The organism is Zobellia uliginosa, from assembly GCF_018860745.1.
GTDB lineage: Bacteria > Bacteroidota > Bacteroidia > Flavobacteriales > Flavobacteriaceae > Zobellia > Zobellia uliginosa_B.
This window is the reverse complement of record NZ_JAHKPY010000001.1, coordinates 1-21,822: the sequence shown is the minus strand read 5'-3', so window position 1 is coordinate 21,822 and position 21,822 is coordinate 1. Positions and strand designations below refer to the sequence as shown.

Below are 21,822 nucleotides of genomic sequence, written 5' to 3'. Positions count from 1 at the left end.
GCAAACTTTATTTTTTCGTTAAGGCTATTATGCTAAGCAGTTGTTTATCTTTGCGCCCATAAATATTATTTTGAAATTTACCTTACATCATACAGACCCCCAAAGTAAAGCGCGTGCAGGAACCATGGTTACCGATCACGGAGCAATAGAAACCCCTATATTCATGCCTGTTGGCACGGTTGGATCCGTGAAAAGTGTACACCAGCGAGAATTGAAAGAGGATATAAACCCGGATATTATTCTAGGGAATACATATCATCTTTTTCTTAGGCCTAAAACCGAAATTCTAAAGAAAGCAGGCGGACTCCATAAATTTATGGGATGGGATAGAAATATCCTTACAGATAGTGGAGGTTACCAAGTATATTCACTTTCCGGAAATAGAAAAATTAAAGAAGAAGGTGTAAAATTTAAATCGCATATAGACGGTTCAATGCATCTTTTTACACCTGAAAATGTAATGGAAATTCAGCGTGTCATTGGGGCCGATATTATTATGGCCTTTGATGAATGTACACCTTACCCTTGTGATTATAGATATGCCGAAAGATCAATGCATATGACCCACAGATGGTTGGAACGTTGTATTGCACATTTGGAGAAAACCCCTTTTGAATATGATTATTCTCAAACGTTTTTCCCTATAGTTCAAGGTTCTACATATACGGACTTGAGAAAACGTTCAGCAGAATATATTGCAGGTGTAGGAGCGGAAGGCAATGCCATTGGTGGTCTTTCCGTTGGTGAGCCTGCTGAGGAAATGTATGCAATGACCGAGGTAGTTTGCGAGATTTTACCAGAAGATAAGCCTAGGTATTTAATGGGGGTTGGTACGCCAATTAATATTCTTGAGAATATTGCTTTGGGTATTGATATGTTTGATTGTGTAATGCCTACACGAAACGCTAGAAATGGAATGTTGTTTACGGCCCATGGTACCATCAATATAAAGAATAAGAAATGGGAAGATGATTTTTCTCCCATAGATGATATGGGAATTACTTTTGTGGACTTGGAATATTCAAAGGCCTACTTACGTCATTTATTCGTTGCCAAGGAGTATTTAGGAAAGCAAATTGCCACTATTCATAACTTAGGATTTTACCTTTGGTTGACCCGTGAAGCTCGAAAGCATATTTTAGCGGGGGACTTCACAGAATGGAAAAACCGTATGGTGAAGCAAATGGATAAACGATTGTAGTGCTAACGATATTAGATAAATATATATTAAAGCGGTATTTAGTCACCTTTTCGGTGATGATTTTGCTGTTCATTCCTATAGGCATCATGGCGCATTTGGCCGAGCAGATAGGCAAAATGCAGGCTAATGAAGCACCATTGGATGAAATACTTATCTATTTTGGTAATTTTACCATTTATATAGGCAGTTTACTGTTTCCTATATTTCTTTTTCTTTCCATCATTTTCTTTACTTCAAAACTAGCCGGTAATACTGAAATTGTAGCTATTTTAAGTTCAGGTGTTTCTTATTCAAGATTTTTACGTCCTTATATTATAGGGGCCTCTATTATTGCAATACTTATGTTTGTTATGGGTATGTTTATTGTGCCCAATGCCAGTAAAGGCTTTAACGAGTTTAAATATAAATATCTGAAAAAGGGAAAACAGGACAGGGTTACCAATAATATTTTTACCCAATTAAATGCCAACGACTTTATATATGTGAGTAGTTTTGATCCGGCTAGACAAATAGGGTACAATTTTACTTTTGAAAGATTTAACGAGAAAAATGAACTCGATTTTAAGATATCTGCCGCTAATATTAGATATATAGAGAAAGACAGTATGTATCGTCTAACTACATACAAGAAAAGAAAGTTAATCAATGACACCGCCATGGTGGAAACCAAACGTAGGTTAGATACGCTTTTCTCTTTTAAAATAGGCGATCTTACCCCGGTATCCTATGCGGCAGAAACCAAGAATATTTTTGAACTCAACCGTTTTATAAAAGACCAAAGGTTAAAGGGGGCATCAAATATTAACGCTTATGTTTTGGTGAAGTATAAACGTTGGGCACTGCCTATAACAGCTTTTATCTTAACTATCATAGCCGTTGCGGTTTCTTCCGTAAAAAGGCGTGGAGGAATGGGTATAAACTTGGCTTTTGGTATTATTGTGGCCTTTGTTTTTGTTTTCTTTGACAAAGTTTTTGGAACACTTGCGGAACAGTCAGGTTTTTCACCTCTTCTGGCCGTACTTATTCCTAATACGATTTTTAGTATTCTTGCTGTAGTTTTGTTACAGAAGGCAAAACGATAATGCAGCGGCATTTAAAAAGTTTTTTATGGGGGCACAGCTAAAAAACTACCTGCACTTACATTTTATAGTTTTTATTTGGGGCTTTACCGCGGTTTTGGGAAAATTAATAACCTTAGATGCTATGCCTTTGGTTTGGTACCGAATGCTAATAGCTGCAGTACTTATATTTTTCTATCTGTTCGCAAAAAGATATTCTCTTAAGGTTAGCCGTAAGATGCTTTTAGCTTTGATGGGAGCAGGGGTGGTAATTGCATTACATTGGGTTACTTTCTTCTTGGCAATTAAGGTTTCTAATGTCTCGATAGCTTTAGCTACAATGTCTACAGGCGCTTTTTTTACCGCCATAATTGAGCCCTTTTGGTACAAACGCAAAATGATTTGGTACGAAATTCTGTTCGGAGTTATAGTTATGTTGGGGCTTTATTTGATTTTTAAAGTTGATACCCAGTATCTGTACGGTATTGTTTTGGCCCTTATTTCCGCGTTTCTTTCAGCACTTTTCTCACTAATAAACGGTAAGCTTATTCAGAAAGAGAGGCCATCGGTAATCTCGTTTTATGAGTTATTAAGCGGGGTAGTGCTATTGACTATTTTTCTAGCTTTTCGGGGGAGCTTTAATGCACAGTTTTTTCAATTGTCATCAGATGATATATTTTATCTTTTTATATTAGCATCTATCTGTACGGCCTATGCTTTTATTGCATCGGTAAAAATATTAAAGTATATCAGTCCTTATACAGTAATGCTTACAATCAATCTAGAGCCTGTGTACGGCATAATTTTGGCGTATTTTATCTTAGGCGATTCAGAGAAAATGAATCCCTTATTTTATGTAGGTGGTGGCATCATCCTAATGACGGTTCTTGCCAACGGAATAATGAAAAATAAGAGAAGGTTAAAAAAACCCTTCAAGAGATAAGCTTAAAGTTCTATATTTGCCCATCAAACTAAACCTATTACACTAATGGAATATCTCGATTTTGAACTCCCGATAAAAGAGCTTGAAGACCAGCTGGATAAATGTATGATTATTGGAGAGGAAAGCGATGTAGATGTATCGGAGACCTGTAAACAGATCGAAAAGAAATTAGCCGATACCAGAAAAGACATCTACAAAAATCTTACTGCTTGGCAACGGGTACAGTTATCTAGACATCCTAATAGACCTTATACATTAGATTATATCAATGCCATATGTGGCGATACTTTTCTAGAACTTCACGGAGATAGAAATGTGAAAGATGACAAGGCTATGATTGGTGGTCTTGGTAAAATTGGTGATCAGAGTTTTATGTTCATCGGACAGCAAAAAGGATACAATACCAAGACAAGGCAATACCGTAATTTTGGCATGGCCAACCCAGAAGGGTACCGTAAAGCTTTGCGTTTAATGAAATCTGCAGAGAAATTTAATGTTCCTGTTGTGTGTTTTATAGACACTCCCGGTGGTGCTGCCGGTATTGAGGCAGAAGAACGTGGCCAAGGAGAGGCAATTGCTCGTAATATTTTGGAAATGACCCGCCTTAAAGTGCCGATAATTGTTGTGATTATAGGTGAAGGAGCCTCTGGGGGAGCTTTGGGAATAGGTGTAGGTGATAGAGTATTGATGTTGGAAAATACTTGGTACTCCGTAATATCTCCCGAGTCTTGTTCTTCTATTCTTTGGAGAAGTTGGGAGTATAAAGAAGTAGCTGCCGAAGCATTGAAGCTGACCGCTACCGATATGAAAAAATTAAAATTAATCGATGAAATCGTACGTGAACCTGCGGGTGGCGCACACGCAAATCGAGAGAAGACTTTTGATGTGGTAAAAAATAAAATAGTCGCTCAATTTGAGGCTTTAGAAAAGTTATCCCCAAAAGAATTGGTGAATAGCCGAATGGATAAATACGCTCAAATGGGAGTTTTTAACGGTTAACTGACACTTTTAACAAGCTGGTTAAAAATCTGAGAAAGACTTTTCTCAGATTTTTTTTGTTATCAACATAAAATCGTAACTTATTAACAAGGTAATGTTCATTACCTGTTAACTTTACTTCGCATTATCTTTTAGTTTATTGTATAATTTCGTGAAATGGAAAAAATTAATCCGGTCGTGGCCAGAAAAATAGATAAATCAACCCTAATCAATTTAGAGCGCGGTAAAATTCCACCACAATCAGTTGATTTAGAGGAGGTTGTTCTTGGTGCAATGATGATTGATAAGAAAGGGGTAGATGAGGTGATAGATATCTTACATCCCGATGTTTTCTATAAGGACGCCCACCGTTTCATCTATGAGGCCATATTTAAACTGTTCGAAAGTTCGGAACCTGTAGATTTATTAACGGTTTCATCTCAATTAAAAAGAGATGGACAATTAGAGTCTATAGGCGGCGATTTTTACCTAATAAAACTGACTCAAAAAGTAGCTTCTTCGGCACATATTGAGTTCCATGCCCGTATTATTCTTCAAAAATATATCCAGCGAAGCCTAATTAAAATCTCTAATGAGATTATTGAAGAGGCTTATGATGAAAGTACCGATGTTTTTGACCTTTTGGATAGTGCGGAATCCAAACTGTATGATGTTACGCAGGGGAACTTAAAACGATCTGCCGAAACCGCAATGGATTTGGTTATCCAGGCCAAGAAAAAGATTGAAGAAATTTCCAATAAAGAAGGAATGAGCGGTATCGCTACCGGCTTTGATAAATTGGATAAATTAACTTCGGGATGGCAACCAAGTGATTTGATTATTGTGGCAGCGCGTCCTGGTATGGGTAAAACGGCATTGACGTTGTCCATGGCAAGAAATATTGCAGTAGATAGTGGTCAAGGTGTGGCGTTCTTCTCTTGTGAGATGTCCTCTGTACAGCTAATTACACGTCTTATTTCTTCGGAAACCGGACTTTCTTCCGAGAAGCTTAGAACAGGGAAATTAGAAAAACACGAGTGGGAACAACTAAACGTTAAAGTGAAGGCTTTGGAAAAGGCGCCTTTGTTTATTGATGATACTCCGTCGTTATCCATTTTTGATTTACGTGCAAAGGCCAGACGTCTGGCTTCTCAGCATAACATTAAGATAATTATTATTGACTACTTGCAGTTAATGACCGCTGGTGGAACCGGTAAAGGAGGAAACCGTGAACAGGAAATTTCTACTATTTCGCGTAACCTTAAAGCATTGGCAAAAGAATTGAATATTCCCGTAATTGCGCTATCTCAGCTATCACGTGCGGTGGAAACGCGTGGTGGAAGTAAAAGACCTTTACTTTCGGATTTACGTGAATCTGGTGCAATTGAGCAGGATGCGGATATTGTTTCGTTTATTTTCCGTCCCGAGTATTACAAAATAGATGAATGGGATGATGAAGAAAGAAGCCCTACACAGGGTCAGGCGGAGTTTATCGTTGCCAAACACCGTAATGGTGGTCTGGAAAATATTCGTTTGAAATTTATTGGAAACCTTGGTAAGTTTGATAATCTTGATGATTTTGATTCTCCTTTTGAGTTCCAATCTAAAATGAACGAGAACGAAGACAATCCTTTTATTACACCTAATTTACCAGATGCGAACGAAGCTTTTGGTAGTTCTATGAACGATAGCATGCCTCCTGGCGATGATGATGTTCCGTTTTAATAGAAGAAAAATTACAAAAATCAGTTAGTTTTCTATTAGCTTTAACTTTGAATGAAGATAAAAAGCGCAGTTTTTCAAGTATCTTTAGAAAAAATAATGTGATAGAAATATGATGAAATCGCTTTTGTCCGTTCTTTTCATCTTAATAGGTGTTTTGCAACTTTCCGCATCCTCTATTTTAGTTCCCATGGATGCCGAGAGTCAGAAAGACCACCTTAAAGCCTATGGAATTACCTATTGGGTACTCAACAAGCAACAAAAGGTACAATGGCTTCTGAACTATAGAGGTGGTTCTTTTTTACTGCCCGATGGAGATGTTATCCGTAAAGAATGTCAAATTAGAGGGGTATCCTATGAAATTCTATCTGATAGTCAAGCGGCAAATATTTTGTCGGAAATCAGTAGTCCATCTAAAAATCAAGACGCTGTAATTCTAGAAAAGGCACCTAAGATTGCGGTATATTCCCCAAAAGGAAATCAACCTTGGGACGATGCCGTAACCATGGTTTTGACCTATGCTGAGATTCCTTATGTAACCGTTTATGACGAAGAGGTTTTAGGTGATAAACTGGCGCTATACGATTGGCTGCACTTACATCACGAAGATTTCACAGGTCAATACGGAAAATTTTATGGAGCCTATCGCGCTGCTCCCTGGTATATCGCACAAAAAAAGGAAGCTGAAGCGCTTGCTCATACTCATGGGTTTTCGAAAGTTTCGGAAGAGAAAAGTGCCGTTGCCCAAAAAATAAGAAAGTATGTTATTGGGGGGGGGTTTATGTTCGCTATGTGTTCCGCTACTGATAGTTTTGATATCGCACTTTCTGCCGAAGGCGTTGATATTTGCGAACCTATGTTCGATAATGACCCATCGGACGCCAACTACCAAAGTCGATTGGATTATAATAAAACGTTTGCCTTTACGGATTTTACTCTGGAAAGGAATCCATTAAAATATGAGTTTTCTTCAATTGATATGACCAGTAAAAGGGGTAACGTTCCTAAGGAGTCCGATTACTTTTCGCTAATGGATTTTTCTGCAAAATGGGATGCCGTTCCTACTATGCTTTGTCAAAACCACACGGCTTTGGTCAAGGGCTTTATGGGGCAGACCACGGCATTCGCAAGAGAAGAAGTGAAGCCAACGGTCATGGTTTTGGGCGAAAATAAACTGAATGGCGAAGCCCGTTATATACATGGTGTAAAAGGGAAAGGCTTTTTTACGTTCTACGGTGGTCACGACCCAGAAGATTACCAGCACAGGGTAGGGGACCCAAAAACGGAATTGGAGTTACATCCAAATTCTCCTGGGTATCGACTGATACTGAACAATGTTTTATTTCCGGCAGCAAGAAAGAAGAAGCAGAAGACCTAAAGATGCTAGGTGGTTGCTTTAATAACAATCCATCTTAATTTGCTTACGATTTTGATAGTGGCTCAAGTCTTTGCCAAGATGTTCGTTGCAGAGTTGCTGTAGTTCCTGTAGTACTTCTTTTTGCATGGCAATGGATCCACAAATCATAATACAACCCTTCTTTTTTAGAACCTCTACAAACAGTTCTTTATCCTGTTTTATTAGATGTTGTACATAGATTTTTTCAGGTTGATTACGTGAGTACGCAGTTTTGAAATTCGTAAGCTTTCCATCTTGTAGGGCCTTGTCTATATAATTTTTGTACAGATTGAATGAATTGGTAGTTCGCGCTCCCCAATACATATGAATTTCTTTCTTATGGCTATTCTCTTCTATCATTCCAAGGAAGGGTCCTATACCAGTTCCAGTAGCTATAAAGATGGTCTTTTTTGCATTTTTTGGAAAGTGGAAATTTCTATTGTCCACTACAGTAGCAGTCAGTTTTTCATTCTGCCCAAGTTGATGCAAATAGTTAGAACATAGTCCTTGTTCGTGCCTTCTTATGCTAATCAATAGAGTTTCTGCATTCAGCTTTCCTATTGAATATAATCGCTCACGAGCTCCTTCTTCCGGTATTACCGATAGTAAATCACCAGAAATGGGTATGGAACCGTTTAGGTTTTTCAAGCTCAAAAGAAACGTGTCATCTTCGGGTATTTCTGCCTTATTGATGACTTCAAATGTGGAAGGAGGTAAGGAGTTGGCAGCTAATTTTGGCTTTTCTAGGAGAATATTCAAACCTACTTTTCTAGACCATGCATCAGACCAATTGTTGAAAGCTTCAAAAGATTGGTCGTTCACTGTAAATACATCCTGTAGTGCAGCGCTATTTTCTAAATTGCCTAAAACCTCATATGCTTCATAGGCAAACTGGCAGAAATTAGGGTAGGCCGTAGATCCAAAACCTACTACACAAAAATCAAAAGCTTGTTTTTGCGGATGTTTTTTAACCAGTTGCACGAATTTTTCGGCGGATGCAGGAGCTTCTCCCTGCCCGTAAGTCGCGGTTATAACAATTAAATGCTCCATTTTTTTGAAATGGGTATATTGATTCATCAGGGCCAAATGACTTTTCTTTCCAGCGGATAATAGTTGTTTATGGAATTCTTGAGCAAATTGAAGTGTGGTTCCTCTTTCAGTTCCTACTAAAACTATATAGGTACCTTCGTTCTTATTATAGGTGTTTTTAATTTTTGTCTTAGGCCTTTTGAAATATACGATAAAGCCCGTTACGGTTAGAAAGGGAATGGCTAGACTTCCCAAACCAAGTACAATAGACCATAAGATACTCCCTTCTCCGGTGTGTAATACAGTAGCCCAAGAAGACATGACCTGTACTGTAGGGTATTTTTCTTCCGCCAGTACATCGCCAGTAACCTGATTTAGGTATACTTCTTTATTCTTCAGTCTAATAATATAATAATCTTCAACAAATTCCGAAAAGGGGTATTCCAACTCGCGTAGCTCGGATAGAGGTGTAGTTTTGAACAGGTCAAATTCCGTATATTCTTTAAAAGGTTCTTCTTGAATGGAATCAAAATCCACTTGTAAAGCAACCTGAGTATCCGGAATCACATCAAACCGTAGTAAAGAAAGATAAACTCCAGTAATTGCTAATACCAATAAGGGAATAAGTGAAAACCTCGCATAAACCACATGGTTGTATTGTGAAAAATTTTCACGGACTACTGGAGCAAAGAACTGTTTAAATCCACCTTGTCTTTTAGCTATAAGTACAATGCCAGAAATGATAATTAGGACGAGTAAAAAAGAAGCAAGGCCAATAAGAAAACGTCCTGTAGATTTTAAAAAAAGGGAACGATGAAGGTTAGTGGCAAACTGAAAAAGGGGCTTCTTTTGAAGTAAAGCCCCCAATTTTTCACCTGTAAACGGGTCAATATAAAATGCTTCGTTCTTCCCGTCTACAATGGCAGTGACACTTATGAAACCATTTCGGTCACGTGATATAGCCAATATTTCTTCGTATTTCGCATTAAGATTTTCTAAGGTTTCGGCCAAAGAAAGCTCATCGGCACCTGATACACTGTAGGGTTCAATTTTATTCGAAATTGGTTCTACAGCAAGAATCACACCCGTAATGGAAGCAATCAGAAGAAAAATAGAAGATATAATTGCAAATAGTAAATGGCTATATCTCCATACCGATACAATCATAAAAGCTATCTGTTAGGTACCATTCTTATATAACGGATGTAACCTTTTCCGTCTACTTTTTCCTTAATCGTAGCAGAGTTCAATGGAATTTCTGCATCTACGGCATAGTATTCTTGATTCTCTACCGCAGACTCAAAACGAACTTTATAACCCGCATCAATATGAGCGGCATTGAAGCCCAAAGATATAATATTCCGCTCTCCGTTGCCAATGGTAGCCCCTGAAATGGCATCTACATTTTCCTTGGTACCGTCACTGAACTCCCACCAGTTTTTTAAATCCGGGAACCATTCTTTATCATCTCCTTGAACATAAAGTGTTTTTTCGTACGTTCCATCAGGATTTATCAAAGAAACCACTACATAGGCTTTTTCGCCAGTATAGTTTGTCATTTGAATCATACACTTATAACTCACTTCCGGCTCTTTTACAAAAGAGGATAATATAAAGAGCGCACAGGCTAAACCAAGCGCACCAACGGTCTTGATTATTGAATTTTTCATTGGGAACTAGTTTAAAAATTGAAGATTAACCTTGTTTTTGGCCAACAATTCGTTCTCGCTTGCTAAATCGTGGGCAGTTTCACCAAATTCGGTAGTCGATTTTACGTCGGCTCCATTTGCAATCAAAAACTTCAAGATTTCTGCATTTTCGGTTTTCATGGCCGCATAATGTAACGGGGTGTTGCCATCTTTATCCTTGCCATTGATATCTGCACCAAATGCCTTAACCTTTTTGAGAAGACCCAAATTGTTTTTTGCAACTGCTAAATGCCATACCGTGCTATTATCGCCTTGTAGTTGTGTAAAATCAAGACCTTCACCTTTTAATGCGGCAACCTTAGCATCAAAATCACGAGGTTTTCCGCGACCGTTAAAAAGGTAAGAAACCAAGTTGTTTCCTTTTTTATCAAGAACACCGACACTAGCTCCTTTAGAGATTAAATATGTTACTAGATCTGCACTGTTGTTTTGAATGGCAGCGGTTAGAGCGGTATGTCCGGCTTTATCGGCATGGTTGATGTTATCGGTTTTCTCAGTAAAATAAGTGATAACCTCCAACTCATTTCTTTCGGCAGCCTTTATTAGAGCCGTTTGGCCTTCTGCATCTACCGCATTAGGGTCTACATCTTTTGATATGAAGTAGTCCAAAACTTTAATGTCTTTAGATGATGCTAAATTATGTAATGGTGTGGTACCTTCCTTAGAAACAACATTAGGTTCAATACCAAGCTCTTCCAAGTATTTGAAAACGGCTAAGCCATTACCCCCTCCACGGCCAACTCTACTGGCGGAAAGGATAGCATTTTCACCGGTTTCAGTATTTTTAGCGGTTGAAACACCACGTTCTTTTAGCGCTTTAAGTACATCAATGTTTCCTCCTCTTGCTGCATAATAAAAGATGCCATTGCCATCTTTGTCCGTAGTATTGATATCTAGACCTTTAGAGATTAAATAATCTGTAAATTTAAGGTCTTTAGCACTGGACACTGCCACTAAAATTATGTTAGCGCCATGATGGTCTTTTTCATTTTTTAAATCGGCACCATTGGCAATCAACAATTCATAAATTTTCGAATCTGTTTGTCCGCTTGCAGAGGCAAAAGCACTAGGGTAGTAACCGTGAGAATCCACTACGTCTAGTTTAGCACCCTTCTCAATTAGGTATTCCATTGCTTCTACGTTCCCACTGTAAGCAGCCCAGAAAATATAGGTACGAGAATCATGTGTTTTCTTGTTTACGTCATTACCCTGCTCAACCAAATATTTTATTGTGGCTAAAGGGCTGTCTGCCAATAGTGCAAAGGTAGTTGCATCAAAACCACCACCGTTAGCTACCGTGGCCGAGTGACCTTCTTTTATAGTAGCTTCAATAGTACTAATACTTGGTTTTTTCTCCCAAAAACTTCTATTTAATAAAGTATTAGGGTCTTTTGGGCCTCCTCGCTGGGCCATGGCACTGATGGATACCAGAGCGAAGCTGAGAACTAAAACGAAATTTCTAAAAATAGCTGTCTTCATGTTCGTATAATTTAGGTTCTAATTTGTTAAAACCATTACCGGACATTAAGCCCGATAATGGTATTTTATACCTAGTAATTTTAATAGGTTACCAAGCGCCAATGAAATGGCTGCCTGTAGCATTAACCAATTCAGCACCTTTTGTTACTGCACCGGTCTCGGTCTCTACAATATATATATTACCATTTTGACCAACTGGTGCTTGAGTAAGATAGATTTCCGTTCCGTCAACCGCATAACCTTGGTACTGGAATAATTCAAAATCTACTTCGTAAGGAATATCGTTTATTTGAGTTGCGGTTTTTGCGTTCAAATCCACTAATGCAAAAAAGCTTTCTCCTCTACCGGAAATACCTTCTGCAGACCCATCATGACGATAAGCCAAAACTGCTTTTCCATTGGCTGCAGGTCTCCATGCCAAAACGTATGCACCGGTTACACCTAGAGCATCATCTAAATTAAAGTCATATGAATCATCATATAGGTTGTCTGCTCCAATTTTTAAGATATAAGAACCTTCAGGGTCACTTTGGTTGGCTTGGTAAACGCTTCCACCATATTCAAAAGAATTGATACTACGGTATCCATTAGTATTACCGTGGCCAACACCTGATGTAATTACAGTTGGGTTTAACAAAGAAGGGTAATCTAATACAATAGTTTTGGATCCTAAAATTTCGTAATCAGTCTCATCACTTTCAAGTGTAGTTGGGTCTATTTTACTTACTCGAGCACCAATGTATAATTTGTCTCCAGCCTCATTTAAAGTAGGCATATCTATTCTAGAGATATAATAACCTTTTGCCTCTTCTTCATCACTTAGCCCAATTTCATGTTCTTCAAATGCGTTTATTTTAGAATCAACTAAATCTAAGGTAACTACACCTATAGTTTGACTTGTGCGTATGTAGGTGTCATCGGTAACTTCATTAGGAGTACCGTTATCATCAACTTGATGCTCGGTAGATACGTATACTGCAGAACCGGTGTTATCTCCGTCAAACAATTTTATCCATCTTGGAGCAGTACCCACATAAGGAGCAATACTGATTTCTGAACCTGTTAGCTCAAAATCACTACCTCCATTTACTGTGTATTTTGTATAATTACCTCCAGTGTCACCAGCATAACTGATATTAAAAATAGTGTTACCGTCTTCTGAAGCTTGTAATCTTGCCGTTCTATTAGACGGGGCTACAAAACCATTGTTAAAAGGGTCTATTTGTACCGTAGGGTCTTTAGCATCTTCACTGGTTACGGAATATATGAGAGTTCCACCGTTTCCATCTCCTGGGTTGTCTCCCATTTTGGCCCCAGCTATGGTAATCCATCTTGATTCTACCTCTTCTTCTTCCTTTTCAACTTCTTGCACCTCTTCTTGTTCAGTTTCCGGTGCTACTGTATTGTCATCGCTGCTACAAGCAGTCATAAAACCAACGGCAAATATGGCTATGGCATATGATTTCAAATTTAATACGGGTCGTTTCATAATAGATTCTATTTAGATATTTAAAAATTATTGATTGTATAATTGAGTTTAAAATAAAAGCCTCTTCCTGGTTTTTGAACCGATAAATTGTCATAGATGTCTTGATCAAAAATATTTTTAACATCAAGACTCAATACAAAATCCTTTTTTGGGAAAGTATAGCTTAGGCCAAAGTCGTGAGCAAACTGTTGTGGAATTAGAAATTCATCCTCTCCTGTAGTATTGGTTCCTGCAGCAAACTTGAATGCAAATTCATCTGTGTAGTAAGCGTTATAAAAAAGATTGATTACTGATTTTGATTGGATTAAATCTTTAATGGTATACCGCAGACCAGCGTTCATGGTCGATAGGGGTACGTTAGGAACGTCGGTTTTAATACCTGAATTAACCGTGGTCAAGCTCATATGGGTTATATTGACATTAAACCCCAGGTTGTTATGGTAGGTATAATTGAATTCTGCTTCAATACCTTTGGATTCGGCTGTATTTTCTAAATTGGTATACTGAATAAACTCATCACTGTCTCTTAGTGCATCGGCATTGGCAGGCAACCCAATTCTGTTTTCAATATTTCGGAAAAAAAAGTTGGCAGCGAGTGTAAGGCCATGCTTGTTTATATTGAACTTCCCAAGTCTAAAACCTAAATTTAAATTGTTGCTTGTTTCTGGTTTAATGGTTAAGTTAGGGAGCAAATTGTCTCCCGCATCTCCAAAAACTTCGTTTTCACTTGGTAAGCGAATGGCTTTTTCGGCAGATGTTAATAAGGTAATGGTAGGAATAATGATGTACGAGGCAGCAAAGCCATACCCGGTATAATCTACGTTACTATCATAAACTTCATCTATGACTTCGGTATTGTCTTCATTAAATTCAGGTTGGGTATTCTTAACTTTTTGTTGATAATATTTTCCAAAAGCATTTAGGTTTAGTTTTTCTTCAAAGGCATTAACCTCATAACTTAAAGAAGTAATATGCTTATATAAATCACTTGTTTGTTGAAAAGTGTTTTCTAGTAGCGATATCATTGCATCACTATCTTCTCGGTCAACACCACTATATACATGGTTCAGCAAGACTTTATGGTTGTCATTAATGCCGTATGATAGACCTGAACGGACAGAAGATACATTTCTGACTATTTTGGCCAGTGTTGGTCCATTTTCATTTTGGGAACTCCATATGTAATCAAGGTACTCACCATCAAAACCAACTCTTCTTTCTCCCGTCCAACTATAAGCTTCGGGAACAGTGTCATTTATGATGCGATTACGCTTACCATATACACCGGTGACATTAAGATCAAGACCTTTAACAAAAATATCTTTCTTTTGATACGTTAGATTTCCCAATATGGCGTCAGATTCTAAAAAGCGTCCTTTATAGGGAAGTTTAGTTACGAAAGTACCATGTTGTACTTCATTATATTCATCAGAAGCCGTAACCCCTATTAAGAACTGATCGGCCCAGATAACATTGGTGTATCCTATTTGCGCCATACCTCCTGTAGAACGGTAAGCATCATGAAACCTTCTAGCAACGATGGGGGTTTCTACTCCATTGGGAGCAATATCTACAATGGTTCTCCCTGAGATTTTATAGTCGTTATCCGAGTAGTTATGAAAAGCGGATGCTTTGACGGTAAATCCGGATTTGTCAAATCTATATGCTCCGTTTAAATTGGTCTGTAAGGTGTTAAAAGAACCATATGAAACGGAAGCATTCAAGTTATTTTTGGCTCCTTTATGTAGTACAATATTAATGGCTCCGCCTATAGCGTCGCTAGATAAATGCCCTGGCACCACTCCTTTGTACACTTCAATATTCTTAATCATGGATGGAGGAATGCTATTTAGGCTAAAAGAGGATCCATAAATAGAAATGGGTATACCATCTATAAATATACTTACGGACCTACCTGATAAACCATTAAGACTATATTGGACATTAGATCCTAAACCTCCATTTTGACGTATTTTAACCCCAACTGTAGTGTTCAATAAATCGTTGGTTTGAATACTTCTAAGGCTGGCTTCTTGTGTGTTTATGGCATTTACAGCAAAACCTTTGGTTTCAAGTTCTGTTTCTTTGCTCTTGCCATTTATCGTAACCTCGTTTAGTTTCTCTACATTTTCTTCTAGGATAAAATTGATTTTGATGTTTACGGTAGTTTCATTTACCTCAATTTCATTCTTGCGCGTACCATAGCCAATAAAAGAGGCAACAATTTTATGTTTGCCAAAAGGAACCTTGTCAATACGGTACGCGCCATTGTCATCTGTTAGAACACCAAGTTTTAGTCCCTCCAATATAACGCTAGTAAAAGGCAAAGGCTTTCCAGAGACATCACTCACTACACCAGATATAAAGCCCAAAGTTTCTTGTCCATGCACGGATAAGATTGCTAAGAAAAAGAAAGCCGTAAATAAGTTCTTCATATAATTTCAAAAAAAAATATTATCTCTATTAAGATTTAGTCTAAATAAATATATTTGCAAAACTAATCTAGGTTTTGAGATAGGAATAACGCGAAAGGAAGTTTTAGTTACGAATTAGGAATAAATGAGAATAGGTCTTTTTCCATCCAAGGAGTATTGTGTAAACAATGATGTTGATTCAATAGAATTAAAACATGAAAATGCGCTTAAGACTGAAGTTTTTAAGATAGGAAAGAGTGTTAACGGAAGTAAACATGAACTTCGGGTAGATGGGGCAACAGTCTTATTGCGGAACTTGAGTTTCGGTAATTTTTCTGACGTGCAATATGAAAGTTCTTGTTCTTGTTTCGGTATACATTTCTTGTTGGAAGGAAACTATGAATTTACTAGTCTAGAGAAGAAAGCCAAAGTGAATATAAATTCTGGTTTTTACAATATTATTCAATGGCCCAGCATTTTCGGGAAACAGAAGTTTGACGGCTTAAACTATATTTCGGTAGAAATATTTTTTACTAAGGAGTTCCTGGAAGATTTATTAGGAACAGAATACAATGCTTTCAAGAATTTTTTAAGTTCTTCTGGGAAATATCCTAAAAGTCTATGGGATAAGGGGCAACCAATTCCTAAAAGGTTAAGGGTGTTACTTCTTGAAATTTTGAACTGTCCGTTCACAGGAAATGCTAAAACGAATTATATTGAATCTCAAATGCGCTGCTTGGTAATAGAAGCGTTTTTAAGAAAAGAAAAGTGTGTAGATGAAAAGAAGATACAATTACCAGCTGTTGATTACGAAGCTATTGAAAAAGTAGTATTGTATATAAAACAGAACCTAAAATTAAAACTTACAATTAAAGAGCTATCCAAAGTAGCAGGTTTTAATACAACCAAACTAAAAAGTTGCTTTAAGAAAGTGCATCAAACTACCATATTTAAATATATTACCGAGCTACGTATGGAGAAGGCAAAAGCTCTAATTCTAGAGCAAAATTTTACAATTGCTCAAGCATCGTATGAAGTTGGGTATTCCAATCCTCAACATTTTACGGTGGCATTTAAAAAATCAATGGGATACTTGCCAAGCATGTTGCTAGACAGCTCGTTTTAAATAGTATCTTTTGAGGTGAGCATTGATTGTAAGATATTTTCCACACCATAATTATCGTTACTGTCCGTAAGATAATTAGCCACTTTTTTTACGTTAGGATGTGCATTTTCCATGGCAAAACTAAAATCTGCTAAAGCCAGCATTTCAAGGTCATTGTTGTAATCTCCAAATACCATAGTTTCAGAAGGAGTTACATTAAAGCGTTCTTGTACTTTTTGTAGCGCATAGCCCTTATGCGCATTGGGACTAGAAATGTCTACCCAGTTTTCACCAGATACTTTAACCTTTAAGGTTTTCTCTAAGTGGGCTACAGATGGATAAATGTATTTCTCGGAGCTTTCAAAATGATATATAGCAATTTTAAGTATTTCGCCATCAAAATCCTTTAAGTCATCAACAACCTTGTAGTCCGTATAATACTCGCGAAGTTTAGCTTCAAACTCTTTTGAATCACTTTTTATGTAAGCACTGTGCTTTCCGCAGAGAACAGGATGAATGTTCTCAATAGAATCCAAAACATCTAGAACCACATTTTTAGAATCGTTAGGCAGGGGAGTAGCTAATAGTTCGGTTTCATTTTGTACGGCAAAACCACCATTTTCAGCAATAACAATAATATCATTTTTAATAGGCAACAATTTATCTACAATACTATGATACTGTCTTCCGCTAGCAGCAACGAAAATAATACCTTGCTGTTTCATTTTTTCGAACAGTTCAAAAAAGCGAGCGCTCACTTCATGATTAGAGTTCAATAAGGTCCCGTCCATATCCGTGACGACCATTTTTACTTTAGATAAATCCATGCGTATATTTTAGAAGCTGCAAAGGTATCTGTTCATAATTTAATTAGGGTTCGTATTCAGAAAGTTTTACATTTATTTGATATAAAACACATATGAAATTTTTTCAAAAAGAAATACAACTAAAAGCATATAGGCGAGGTTTTCATCTGGTGACAGAAGATATCTTAAGCTCATTTCCAGAGCTCAAAAGAATTAAGGTGGGCATGTGTCAGGTTTTTATAAAACACACATCAGCTAGTTTAACTATAAATGAGAATGCAGATCCAACTGTGCGGGTAGATTTTGAAAGTCATATGAATAAAATGGTTCCCGAAAATGCACCCTATTATACTCATACCTATGAAGGATCGGATGATATGCCAGCGCATATTAAGGCATCTTTAATGGGAGCGTCCGTGCAAATTCCTGTTACTAACGGTAGATTGAATCTTGGAGTTTGGCAAGGAATTTATCTTTGTGAGCATAGAAATCATGCATCAGGAAGAAACTTGGTTGTTACAGCCTTTGGCAAATAAAAAAGCCCAGTACAAATGTACTGGGCTTTTTCTAAGTGAGATGTATTTTTAATTTATTTAACCTGGTCTACGATTGCTTTAAAAGCTTCTGGATGATTCATCGCTAAATCTGCAAGAACTTTTCTATTCAATTCAATTTCATTAGCTTTTAATTTCCCCATAAACTGAGAATAAGACATTCCGTGTAAACGGGCACCTGCATTAATACGGGTAATCCACAAGGCACGAAAAGTTCTCTTTTTGTTTCTTCTATCGCGGTAAGCGTATAACATTGCTTTCTCTACCGCATTTTTGGCTACTGTCCAAACGTTTTTACGTCTTCCAAAATAACCTTTGGCTTGCTTCATCACCTTTTTTCTTCTGGCTCTGGAAGCAACTGCATTTACTGATCTTGGCATAATTTTAAATTTTTGTAGTAGGCGGTGCTTTAATTTACACACTTTCTAAGCCTAACTCCATGGTTAATACTTTTTTACCGTAAAGAATATTACTTTAAACGTAATTGTTCTTTAATACTGTTAACATCTGCTTGATGAACTAATCCATCATGCGTTAACTTAAGCTTACGCTTTTTCGATTTTTTAGTCAAGATGTGACTCTTAAAAGCGTGCTTTCTTTTAATTTTACCAGTACCGGTAAGCTTAAAACGCTTCTTGGCACTAGATTTTGTTTTTTGTTTAGGCATTTTTCCTATTTATATGAATCTCACTTATTTATGCTGAACCTGTCCGCTAAGAGCGAACAGGTTTCAGTATTTTATATCACAATTAAGTATAAAACTAAACTGCTTTTATTTTTTGGTTTTAGGGGCAATGAACATGGTCATTCGCTTACCTTCTAATCTTGGCAATTGCTCTACTTTACCTAACTCTTCCAAATCTTGGGCAAGTTTTAAAAGTAAAATTTCACCTTTATCTTTATAAACTATAGAACGTCCTTTAAAGAAAACGTATGCTTTTAATTTGGCACCGTCCTGCAGGAACTTTTCCGCGTGTTTTTTCTTAAAATCATAATCATGATCGTCCGTGTTAGGACCAAAACGGATCTCTTTTACGATAACCTTTGTGGCCTTGGCCTTCATGATTTTTTCACGCTTCTTTTGTTCATAAAGAAACTTCTTGTAATCTATAATCTTACATACCGGAGGTTCTGCGTTTGGAGATATTTCTACCAAGTCCAAACCCATTTCTTCCGATTTATCTAGAGCTACCCTTATAGGGTATACACCTACTTCAACGTTGTCACCTACCAACCTTACTTTAGGTGCTAGTATTTTTTCATTGATTTTGTGAGGGTTTTTATTTTCCCTCCTAGGTTGGGGCCTAAATCTTTTTCGTATTGCTATGACTAATTCTTTTTAATTAAACTTAAATTTTTAAAACGACTTTAAGGTACTATTTATTTCTTTAGTTACCAAGTCTGAAAACTGTTCAAGGGAAATAGAGCCTAAATCTTCACCGCCATGTCTGCGAACAGAAATAGTGTTTGACGCTTCTTCGTTTTCCCCAACAATCAGCATAAAAGGAATTTTATTCATTTCAGCTTCACGTATTTTCTTGCCTACTGTCTCATTCCTATCATCAACAAGGGCGCGAATTTCGTCATTTTCTAAGGATTTTAAAACTTTTTCCGCATATTTTTCATGTTTCTCGCTAACGGGCAATACAATAGCTTGTTCCGGGATGAGCCATAATGGGAAATTTCCTCCTGTATGTTCCAGTAAGAGGGCAATGAAGCGTTCCATACTACCAAAGGGAGCACGATGTATCATAACTGGCCTATGTAACTCATTATCACTGCCTTTGTAAGTAAGGTCAAAACGTTCGGGTAAGTTGTAATCTACTTGAATGGTACCCAATTGCCACTGTCTTCCCAAGGCATCTTTTACCATGAAATCTAGTTTGGGACCATAAAATGCAGCTTCGCCCTTTTCTATTACGAAATCCAATCCTTTTTCTTTGGCAGCATTGATAATCGCGTTTTCTGCTTTTTCCCAGTTTTCTACGCTACCAATGTATTTGTCAGGAGTATCAAGGTCTCTTACGGATACTTGTGCTGTAAAGTTTTCAAACCCTAATGAACCTAATACATATAAAGATAGGTCTATAACATTTTTAAATTCTTCGTCTAGCTGATCAGGCGTACAGAAAATGTGAGCATCATCTTGAGTAAAACCACGAACTCTAGTAAGACCATGTAGTTCACCACTCTGTTCGTATCTATAAACTGTGCCAAATTCAGCAAAACGTTTTGGTAGATCTTTGTAAGAATGAGGTTTAAAATTAAAAACCTCACAGTGGTGCGGACAGTTCATCGGTTTTAATAAAAACTCCTCATCCATTTTAGGGGTTTTTATGGGTTGAAAACTATCTTCTCCGTATTTAGCGTAATGACCAGAAGTTACATAAAGCTCTTTCTGGCCAATATGAGGTGTAACCACCATTTCATAGCCTGCTTTTTTTTGAGCTTTTTTTAAAAAATTTTCTAATCTTTCTCTTAGCGCAGCACCTTTGGGGAGCCACAACGGCAATCCTTGTCCAACTTTCTGAGAAAATGTGAAAAGTTCTAGCTCTTTACCAAGTTTTCTATGATCACGTTTTTTAGCTTCTTCTATTAAAGTAAGATATTCGGTAAGCTCTTTCTGTTTTGGAAAAGAAATACCGTACACACGTGTTAACTGAGGTTTATTTTCGTCACCACGCCAATAAGCACCAGCAACGTTTAATATTTTAACTGCTTTTACAATGCCGGTATTAGGGATGTGGCCACCACGGCATAAATCGGTAAAAGTATCATGATCACAAAAGGTAATGGTGCCGTCTTCAAGATTCTCTATGAGTTCTACCTTAAATTCATTCCCTTGGCTCCTATACAGAGATAGGGCTTCAGCTTTTGAGATAGGTCGCATTTTAAAGTCATGCTTGCCGCGCGCAATTTCTAAGGCCTTTTTTTCTATTAAAGGGAAATCTTTCTCAGAAAGTGTGTGCTCGCCAAAATCAACATCATAATAAAAGCCATTGTCAATAGCAGGTCCAATCGTTAATTTTATGCCGGGGTAAAGTTCTTCAAGTGCTTGTGCAACAATATGCGAAGATGAATGCCAAAATGCTTTTTTGCCTTCCTTGTCTTGCCAAGTGTAAAGAACAAGCGCTCCGTCTTCATTAATGGGGGTTACGGTTTCTATGACTGTATCGTTAAATTTTGCAGAAATCACGTTTCTTGCAAAACCTTCACTTATGCTTTTTGCAATGTCCATAGGGGTAGTTCCTTTGGGATACTCCCTAATACTTCCGTCTGGTAATGTAATTTTCATCAAGCCCATTTTTTGTTATAAGGGTGCAAAGATAGTATAGAGTTACTAGGCATACAATATATAAGGTTAAGTTTATCTATAGTTTATGAAGTACGATGATAAAGTTTGTGTACAAGACCTGTAGATACAGTTTTTTTGGTAGTTAAATCCATAAGAGTTGGTTATTCAACGGTGATAAGTAAGGGTTAATTAAAAATTAATAAAATATTAAGAGCAAAAAGTAGATTGAAGTTTGTAAGAATGAATAAAAAAATCTAATTTTAAACCCCTTTATTTTTAATTCGAATATAATTTACTGAAAACTAAGGGATTGAGTATTTTTTCAAATTTTCCTTTAAAAAATTGTGATTGGAACGAAAAAGGGTCTTACATTTGCAGCCCGCAAAACAGGCATGAATATGTTTGTTGGGTCAGGGTAAAGAAATAGTAAAGGTTCCTTAAGATATTGTTTTTCACGGCGGGAAAAAAGATTTGGTTTTTTTTCGAAAGAAAGTTGCCGGTTAGAAAAACAGTTGTATATTTGCAGCCGCTTAGGCAAACAGTAAGATGTTCGATAGGCGTTACCGGGAGACCGGGAAGGAATAATAGAAGTTCATTTGACATATTGTGGAGACAGCGTAAATAAGGTTCGGGAAGGGAAACTT

18 protein-coding genes are annotated in these 21,822 nt (G+C 37.2%); 8 read left to right on the top strand and 10 right to left on the bottom strand.

The window, feature by feature from the left end; genetic code table 11:
* The first annotated feature begins 70 nt into the window (after positions 1-70).
* From tgt to KO521_RS00065, 6 genes are all read left to right on the top strand, one after another.
* Positions 71-1,201, top strand: a complete 1,131-nt coding sequence (gene tgt, locus KO521_RS00090; RefSeq protein WP_215937891.1) for a tRNA guanosine(34) transglycosylase Tgt — start codon at positions 71-73, stop codon at positions 1,199-1,201.
* Positions 1,201-2,283, top strand: a complete 1,083-nt coding sequence (locus KO521_RS00085; RefSeq protein WP_215937890.1) for an LptF/LptG family permease — start codon at positions 1,201-1,203, stop codon at positions 2,281-2,283. Before tgt ends, KO521_RS00085 begins: the two co-directional genes overlap by 1 nt.
* Positions 2,284-2,308: 25 nt before the next feature.
* Positions 2,309-3,202 (top strand): DMT family transporter, encoded by an 894-nt coding sequence (locus tag KO521_RS00080; protein WP_215937889.1) that lies wholly within the window; start codon positions 2,309-2,311, stop codon positions 3,200-3,202.
* Between the two features lie 45 nt (positions 3,203-3,247).
* Positions 3,248-4,201: an acetyl-CoA carboxylase carboxyltransferase subunit alpha gene (locus KO521_RS00075; protein WP_215937888.1), complete on the top strand. Its 954-nt coding sequence runs from the start codon at positions 3,248-3,250 to the stop codon at positions 4,199-4,201.
* A 156-nt stretch (positions 4,202-4,357) separates the two neighbouring features.
* Positions 4,358-5,905 carry a replicative DNA helicase gene (gene dnaB, locus KO521_RS00070; RefSeq protein WP_215937887.1) on the top strand — a complete coding sequence of 516 codons (1,548 nt, stop codon included), beginning with the start codon at positions 4,358-4,360 and terminating at the stop codon, positions 5,903-5,905.
* 112 nt (positions 5,906-6,017) lie between these two features.
* Positions 6,018-7,280: an asparagine synthetase B gene (locus tag KO521_RS00065; protein ID WP_436801481.1), complete on the top strand. Its 1,263-nt coding sequence runs from the start codon at positions 6,018-6,020 to the stop codon at positions 7,278-7,280.
* An 18-nt stretch (positions 7,281-7,298) separates the two neighbouring features.
* Here KO521_RS00065 and KO521_RS00060 read toward each other — a convergent pair whose 3' ends face one another.
* The 5 genes from KO521_RS00060 to KO521_RS00040 all read right to left on the bottom strand — a co-directional run bounded on the left by KO521_RS00060 (position 7,299) and on the right by KO521_RS00040 (position 15,439).
* A complete protein-coding gene (locus tag KO521_RS00060; protein WP_215937885.1) occupies positions 7,299-9,494 on the bottom strand; it encodes a PepSY domain-containing protein in 2,196 nt (731 codons plus the stop codon).
* 5 nt (positions 9,495-9,499) lie between these two features.
* The gene (locus KO521_RS00055) at positions 9,500-9,997 is read right to left on the bottom strand and encodes a DUF2271 domain-containing protein (protein ID WP_215937884.1); all 498 of its coding nucleotides are present in this window, start codon (positions 9,995-9,997) and stop codon (positions 9,500-9,502) included.
* A 6-nt stretch (positions 9,998-10,003) separates the two neighbouring features.
* On the bottom strand, positions 10,004-11,515 hold the full coding sequence (locus KO521_RS00050) for an ankyrin repeat domain-containing protein (protein WP_215937883.1): 1,512 nt from the start codon (positions 11,513-11,515) through the stop codon (positions 10,004-10,006).
* 88 nt (positions 11,516-11,603) lie between these two features.
* Entirely contained in the window at positions 11,604-13,004 is a 1,401-nt protein-coding gene (locus KO521_RS00045; protein WP_215937882.1) for a hypothetical protein, read from the bottom strand.
* A 20-nt stretch (positions 13,005-13,024) separates the two neighbouring features.
* Positions 13,025-15,439 (bottom strand): TonB-dependent receptor, encoded by a 2,415-nt coding sequence (locus KO521_RS00040; RefSeq protein ID WP_215937881.1) that lies wholly within the window; start codon positions 15,437-15,439, stop codon positions 13,025-13,027.
* A 124-nt stretch (positions 15,440-15,563) separates the two neighbouring features.
* On the opposite strand from KO521_RS00040, the gene KO521_RS00035 reads away from it, so the two are divergent.
* A complete protein-coding gene (locus tag KO521_RS00035) occupies positions 15,564-16,544 on the top strand; it encodes a helix-turn-helix domain-containing protein (protein WP_215937880.1) in 981 nt (326 codons plus the stop codon).
* Here the strand turns inward: KO521_RS00035 and KO521_RS00030 are convergent.
* Positions 16,541-17,350 (bottom strand): HAD family hydrolase, encoded by an 810-nt coding sequence (locus KO521_RS00030; RefSeq protein ID WP_215937879.1) that lies wholly within the window; start codon positions 17,348-17,350, stop codon positions 16,541-16,543. The genes KO521_RS00035 and KO521_RS00030 overlap by 4 nt on opposite strands.
* A gap of 92 nt (positions 17,351-17,442) precedes the next feature.
* On the opposite strand from KO521_RS00030, the gene KO521_RS00025 reads away from it, so the two are divergent.
* Complete coding sequence (locus KO521_RS00025; protein WP_215937878.1) at positions 17,443-17,865, top strand: secondary thiamine-phosphate synthase enzyme YjbQ; 423 nt, start codon at positions 17,443-17,445, stop codon at positions 17,863-17,865.
* Positions 17,866-17,918: 53 nt separating this feature from the next.
* Here KO521_RS00025 and rplT read toward each other — a convergent pair whose 3' ends face one another.
* The 4 genes from rplT to thrS form a co-directional block, all read right to left on the bottom strand.
* Entirely contained in the window at positions 17,919-18,263 is a 345-nt protein-coding gene (gene rplT, locus KO521_RS00020; RefSeq protein WP_215937877.1) for a 50S ribosomal protein L20, read from the bottom strand.
* Positions 18,264-18,352: 89 nt separating this feature from the next.
* Positions 18,353-18,550, bottom strand: a complete 198-nt coding sequence (gene rpmI / locus KO521_RS00015) for a 50S ribosomal protein L35 (protein WP_027064530.1) — start codon at positions 18,548-18,550, stop codon at positions 18,353-18,355.
* Between the two features lie 105 nt (positions 18,551-18,655).
* Positions 18,656-19,204 (bottom strand): translation initiation factor IF-3, encoded by a 549-nt coding sequence (infC, locus tag KO521_RS00010; RefSeq protein ID WP_317172083.1) that lies wholly within the window; start codon positions 19,202-19,204, stop codon positions 18,656-18,658.
* A 36-nt stretch (positions 19,205-19,240) separates the two neighbouring features.
* Positions 19,241-21,181, bottom strand: a complete 1,941-nt coding sequence (thrS, locus tag KO521_RS00005) for a threonine--tRNA ligase (protein ID WP_215938002.1) — start codon at positions 21,179-21,181, stop codon at positions 19,241-19,243.
* Positions 21,182-21,822: the final 641 nt, after the last annotated feature.